Here is a 6,348-nt window from a genome sequence, read left to right on the forward strand (position 1 = left end):
AGTCTAGACAGACATGAGGTGCTACCCGCGCCGACCTGCATCACCCGCAACGCGTTACCTCGCGCTGGGTGGAGAGCCCGCGACACCAGGGACTCTTCCAATACTGGCTCAATCAGTGGCTGACGTAGTCGGCGACCACCGTCGCTCATGCCCTGTTGGCAGTAAACCTATTTCTGGCGGCTCCGGCTTGGACCGCTATCTGGCGTTTCAGAGGTGAACAACGTGGAACTCTTATCCGGCGCTGAAATGGTCGTCCGCTCCCTGCGTGACGAAGGCGTTAAGTACATCTACGGGTACCCGGGCGGTGCCGTTCTGCATATCTACGATGCGCTTTTCAAGGAAAAGGCCATCGAACATATCCTGGTTCGTCATGAGCAGGCTGCCACCCACATGGCTGATGGCTATGCGCGCGCGACTGGCAAGGCCGGCGTGGTGTTGGTGACCTCCGGCCCTGGCGCGACAAATGCCATCACCGGCATCGCCACTGCCTTCATGGACTCGATCCCGATGGTGGTCATTTCCGGTCAGGTGCCGAGCACCATGGTCGGCACCGACGCCTTCCAGGAAACCGACATGATCGGTATCTCCCGGCCGATCGTTAAGCACAGCTTCATGATCAAGCATCCTTCGGAAATTCCCGAAGTGATGAAGAAGGCGTTCTACCTCGCAGAGTCCGGGCGTCCAGGGCCGGTTGTCATCGATATTCCGAAAGACATGACCAACCCGGCCGAAAAATTCGAATACGTTTATCCGAAGAAGGCCAAGCTGCGTTCGTACAGCCCGGCCGTACGTGGGCATTCGGGGCAGATTCGCAAGGCGGCGGAGTTGCTGCTGGGCGCCAAGCGTCCGATCATCTACGCCGGTGGCGGCGTGATCCTAGGCAAGGCCTCGGCACAACTGACCGAGCTGGCGAAGATGCTCAACCTGCCGGTGACCAATACGCTGATGGGCTTGGGCTGCTATCCGGGCAGCGACCGCCAGTTCGTCGGCATGCTGGGTATGCACGGCAGCTACACCGCCAACCTGGCGATGCATCACTCCGATGTGATTCTGGCGGTCGGCGCGCGTTTCGATGACCGCGTCATCAACGGCGCGACCAAGTTCTGCCCGAATGCGAAGATCATCCACATCGACATTGATCCGGCATCCATCTCCAAGACCATCAAGGCAGATATCCCGATCGTTGGCCCAGTCGACAGCGTGCTGACCGAGATGGTCGCCATCGTCAAGGAGATCGGCCAGGCGCCGAATGCCGAGACCGTGGCCAGCTGGTGGAAGCAGATCGACGAGTGGCGCGGCAATGGCCGGCTGTTCCCCTACAACGAGGGCGATGGTTCGATCATCAAGCCGCAGGCCGCAATCGAGGTGCTCTGCGAGGTGACCAAGGGCGAGGCCTATGTGGCATCGGACGTTGGTCAGCATCAGATGTTCGCCTGCCAGTACTACAAGTTCGACAAGCCCAACCGCTGGCTCAACTCGGGCGGTCTCGGCACCATGGGGTTCGGCCTGCCGGCAGCCATGGGGGTGAAGCTGAACTTCCCCGAAGCCGATGTCGCGGTGGTGACGGGTGAAGGCAGCATCCAGATGAACATCCAGGAGCTGTCCACCTGCCTGCAGTACGACTTGCCGGTGAAGATCATCAACCTCAACAACGGTGCGCTGGGCATGGTCCGCCAGTGGCAGGACATGGTGTACAACAGTCGCTACTCGCACTCGTACATGGAGTCTCTGCCGGACTTCGTCAAGCTGGCCGAAGCCTACGGGCACGTCGGCATGCGCATCACTGATCTCAAGGACCTCAAGCCGATGATGGAAGAGGCATTCGCCATGAAGAATCGCCTGGTCTTCCTCGATATCGCCGTCGACACCGCCGAGCACGTCTATCCGATGCAGATCAAGGATGGCGCAATGCGTGACATGTGGCTGAGCAAGACGGAGCGGACCTGATCATGAGACATATCATTTCCCTGCTGATGGAAAACGAACCGGGTGCGCTGTCTCGTGTGGTCGGCCTGTTTTCGCAGCGCAACTACAACATCGAAAGCCTCACCGTGGCGCCGACCGAAGATCCGACCCTGTCGCGTCTGACCTTGACCACCGTCGGCCATGAGGAGGTGATCGAACAGATCACCAAGAACCTCAACAAGCTGGTGGAAGTGGTCAAGCTCGTCGACCTGTCGGAGAGCGCCCATATCGAGCGTGAACTGATGCTGATCAAGGTCAAGGCCACCGGCGCCCAGCGCGCCGAGGTCAAGCGCACCACCGACATCTTCCGCGGACAGATCGTCGACGTGACCACCAGCGTCTATACCATTCAGCTGGCCGGAACCAGTGACAAATTGGACAGCTTCATCCAGGCCATTGGTACCGCTTCGATCCTCGAGGTGGTGCGCAGCGGTGTCACCGGAATCTCTCGCGGCGACAAAGTGCTGAGTATCTAACGGCTGGCGGACACCTCGTCTCGTCAGTCAGCAACGTTTTATCGAATGGCCCACGAGGCCGGCAACAGGGGTAATTCATGAAGGTTTCTTACGATAAAGACTGCGACCTCTCCATCATCCAGGGCAAGAAGGTCGCCATCATCGGTTACGGCTCCCAGGGCCACGCGCATGCGTGCAACCTGAAGGACTCCGGCGTCGACGTCACCGTTGGCCTGCGCCCGGGCTCGTCCTCCATCGCAAAGGCCGAAGCGCATGGCCTGAAGGTCAGCGACGTGCCGGCAGCCGTTGCTGCCGCCGACCTGGTAATGATCCTCACCCCGGACGAATTCCAGGGTCGCCTGTACAAGGAAGAGATCGAGCCGAACCTGAAGCAGGGTGCCACCCTGGCGTTCGCCCACGGTTTCTCGATCCACTACAACCAGGTCGTGCCGCGTGCCGATCTCGACGTGATCATGATCGCTCCGAAGGCTCCGGGCCACACCGTGCGCTCCGAGTTCGTCCGTGGCGGCGGTATCCCTGACCTGATCGCGATCTACCAGGACGCGTCCGGCAATGCCCGTAACGTCGCGCTGTCCTACGCCTGTGGCGTCGGCGGCGGTCGTACCGGCATCATCGAAACCACCTTCAAGGACGAAACCGAAACCGACCTGTTCGGCGAGCAGGCCGTTCTCTGCGGCGGTTGCGTCGAGCTGGTCAAAGCCGGTTTCGAAACCCTGGTCGAAGCGGGCTACGCTCCGGAAATGGCCTACTTCGAGTGTCTGCACGAGCTGAAGCTGATCGTCGACCTGATGTTCGAAGGCGGTATCGCCAACATGAACTACTCGATCTCCAACAACGCCGAGTACGGCGAGTATGTCACCGGTCCGGAAGTCATCAACGCCGAATCCCGTGCTGCCATGCGCAACGCTCTGAAGCGCATCCAGAACGGTGAGTACGCCAAGATGTTCATCACCGAAGGTGCTGCCAACTATCCGTCCATGACTGCCTACCGTCGCAACAACGCGGCCCATGGCATCGAAGTGGTCGGCGAGAAGCTGCGCGCGATGATGCCCTGGATCGCGGCGAACAAGATCGTCGACAAGAGCAAGAACTGATCGGTTTTCTGCTCAAGAAAACGCGGCTTCGGCCGCGTTTTTTCGTTCTGCACCCCAGGCTTCTGGTATAAATCGCGGGTTTGGCCAGGCTGAACCGTGGGTGTGCCGATCTGGTCGAAATCTATCCGTACCTGTTGTAGAAGGTGAATGCGCATGAGTGGACAATCCGAAGAGCCGAACAAGCCAGTCGAGCCAGAGAGCATTCTGCCGATCGACGAGCATGTGGAGGAAACCCAGGAGGCCGACGGCCGCAAGGTCCGCCACCGGGGCATCTACCTGCTGCCGAACCTGTTCACCACTGCCAACCTTTTCGCAGGGTTCTTCTCGATCATCACGGCGATCAACGGCAATTTTTATGTGGCCGCGGCGACGGTCTTTGTCGCGATGGTGCTTGATAGTCTGGACGGACGTGTTGCGCGCCTGACCAATACTCAGAGTGCCTTTGGTGCCGAGTACGACTCGCTGTCGGATATGGTGGCGTTCGGTCTGGCGCCCGCTGTGCTGGCGTATGAATGGGCGTTGTCGGGGTTGGGTAATGTCGGGCTCACGGTCGCCTTTATCTACGTTGCCTGCGCCGCGCTGCGCCTGGCGCGCTTCAATACGCAGATCGGCAAGGTGGACAAGCGCTGGTTCATCGGGCTGGCCAGTCCGGCTGCAGCAGGTGTGGTGGCCGGTTGGGTCTGGGCGGTGTGGGCGCTCGACGAGACGGGTATTCGCGGCGTCGACCTGCCGCTGGTGCTGGTCATGCTCTTTGCGCTGATGGTAGCCGCTGCCGGTCTGCTGATGGTCAGCAACATCAAGTACTACAGCTTCAAGGATCTCGATCTGAAGGGGCGCGTTCCTTTCGTTGCGATTCTGGTCGTGGTGCTGGTGTTTGCGGTGGTATTCAGCGACCCGCCTCGTATTCTCCTGCTGATTTTCCTCGCCTATGCAGTTTCGGGTCCCGTTCAGTACCTGATGCAACTGCGTCGGCGCAAGCGCGTCGAGGGTTGATTTTCCCCCTGGCTGCGCGTATTGCTCGTCTGTAGTCGATACGCGGAGCTGGCCATGCTCATCAGAATCCCCGCAGGCGGTGATTGTCATGAATCCGAGGTGACGCCGGAGGCGATCTATCGAAGCCGGCGTCGCTTCATTCAGGGGGCGGCGCTTGCCGGGGCGGCCGTGGGGGTGCCCTTGCTGGCTAGGGCGGCAGAGCAATATCCCGGCGTCCCAGCGTCTCCAGCCCCGCCTTGGTTTGTTGGCAAGCTGGGCGACGCCCGCTGGCGCGCTGTCGTCGCGCGAGGCGAAGCCATCACGCCGTATGCCGATGCCACCCAGTACAACAACTTCTATGAGTTCGGTCCCAACAAAGGCGATCCAGCCCGTTACGCCGCGGAGTTGAAAGTCGAACCGTGGACAGTGCTGGTTGACGGCGAAGTCGAAAAGCCGGGGCGCTATTCGCTCGAGGACCTTTTTACTGAAGGCCAGCTGGAGGAGCGGATATATCGGCTGCGATGCGTGGAGGCCTGGTCCATGGTGATCCCCTGGCTGGGATTTCCGCTTGCCGACCTTGTTCAGATGGTTCGCCCCCTTTCAGCTGCGAAGTTCGCCCGCTTCGAAACGGCCTACCGGCCCGACGAGATGCGTGGAACTCGCTCCAGCTTTGCGTTGATCGATTGGCCGTACGTAGAAGGATTGCGCATGGACGAGGCGATGCACCCCCTCAGCCTGCTGGCGGTTGGAATGTATGGGCGGGTACTGCCTAATCAGAATGGCGCACCACTGCGGCTGGTCGTACCTTGGAAGTATGGCTTCAAAAGCATCAAATCGATCGTGCGGATCAGCTTTGTACGCGAGCAGCCGCGTACGACGTGGCAGTCGATGGCTCCTGAAGAGTATGGGTTCTACGCCAACGTAAATCCGCAGGTTTCCCATCCACGTTGGTCGCAGGCTCGTGAGCGGCGCCTTCCAGGCAGCCTTTTCAGCCCCAACGTGCGGGATACGCTGCTGTTCAATGGCTATGCCGATCAGGTGGCGGATTTGTACGCCTCGATGGATCTCACCAAGGACTACTGATGCGCTACCCGTGGTGGCGGCTGTGCGTATTTCTATGCGCCGCGAGCGTGCCTGTGTACTGGCTGTATCTCGCCTGGACGCTTGCGCTGGGTCCCGATCCGGGAAAGGTGCTGGTGGATAACCTCGGGCAGGGCGCGTTGGTTCTCTTGCTTCTGACGCTTGCCATGACGCCCCTGCAGCGGGTCACGGGGTGGGGCGGCTGGCTCGCTGTGCGGAGACAGCTTGGACTTTGGTGCTTCAGCTATGCATTGCTGCATCTCGCTAGCTACCTTTTCTTTCTGTTGGGTGCTGAATTCTCACGTTTGCCCGAAGAGTTGAGCGAGCGCCCCTATATTCTGGTCGGGATGCTCGGGTTGCTGGGGCTGACAGTTTTGGCCGCTACCTCCTCTCGATGGAGCATGCGCCGTCTCGGTAAGCGCTGGAAAACCTTACACCAGCTGATCTACGTCATCGTCATTGTGGTGCTGCTGCATATGCTCTGGGTTGTACGTGCCGATGCTGGCAGGTGGGCGCTTTATGCTGGCGTGGCCGCGATCCTGCTTGCTCTACGATTTCCAGCCGCGGCTTCTGCTTTGGGGCGAGTCCGTACGCGAAAGAACAAAGTTCGCAACAAAACCGAAATAAACGGTTGACGGCTGTTTTCAGGTGCCTATAATGCGCACCACTTCCGGTGCAGTCCTCAAGCAAAACCTCTTGTAAATCAAAAGGTTAGCTAAATAAAAGGGTTGCGCTGGTGGCGGATTCGAGTAGAATGCGCT

The 6,348-nt window shown here is 59.7% G+C and carries 6 protein-coding genes; all 6 read left to right on the top strand.

Annotated features, from left to right (window positions below; genetic code table 11):
- Positions 1 to 222 precede the first annotated feature (222 nt).
- The gene (locus VF716_RS13050; protein WP_014597557.1) at positions 223 to 1,947 is read left to right on the top strand and encodes an acetolactate synthase 3 large subunit; all 1,725 of its coding nucleotides are present in this window, start codon (positions 223 to 225) and stop codon (positions 1,945 to 1,947) included.
- Between the two features lie 2 nt (positions 1,948 to 1,949).
- Positions 1,950 to 2,441 (top strand): acetolactate synthase small subunit, encoded by a 492-nt coding sequence (gene ilvN / locus VF716_RS13055; RefSeq protein WP_013983830.1) that lies wholly within the window; start codon positions 1,950 to 1,952, stop codon positions 2,439 to 2,441.
- Positions 2,442 to 2,518: 77 nt separating this feature from the next.
- Positions 2,519 to 3,535, top strand: coding sequence for a ketol-acid reductoisomerase (gene ilvC / locus VF716_RS13060; RefSeq protein WP_013983829.1), 1,017 nt, complete (start codon positions 2,519 to 2,521; stop codon positions 3,533 to 3,535).
- A 153-nt stretch (positions 3,536 to 3,688) separates the two neighbouring features.
- A complete protein-coding gene (gene pssA / locus VF716_RS13065) occupies positions 3,689 to 4,528 on the top strand; it encodes a CDP-diacylglycerol--serine O-phosphatidyltransferase (protein WP_013983827.1) in 840 nt (279 codons plus the stop codon).
- 54 nt (positions 4,529 to 4,582) lie between these two features.
- A complete protein-coding gene (gene msrP, locus VF716_RS13070) occupies positions 4,583 to 5,590 on the top strand; it encodes a protein-methionine-sulfoxide reductase catalytic subunit MsrP (protein ID WP_440552738.1) in 1,008 nt (335 codons plus the stop codon).
- Complete coding sequence (gene msrQ / locus VF716_RS13075; protein WP_017245532.1) at positions 5,590 to 6,222, top strand: protein-methionine-sulfoxide reductase heme-binding subunit MsrQ; 633 nt, start codon at positions 5,590 to 5,592, stop codon at positions 6,220 to 6,222. Before msrP ends, msrQ begins: the two co-directional genes overlap by 1 nt.
- The last annotated feature ends 126 nt before the right edge of the window (positions 6,223 to 6,348 follow it).

The sequence above is a fragment of the Stutzerimonas sp. Brlt_14 genome (assembly GCF_051948915.1).
Lineage (GTDB): Bacteria > Pseudomonadota > Gammaproteobacteria > Pseudomonadales > Pseudomonadaceae > Stutzerimonas > Stutzerimonas stutzeri.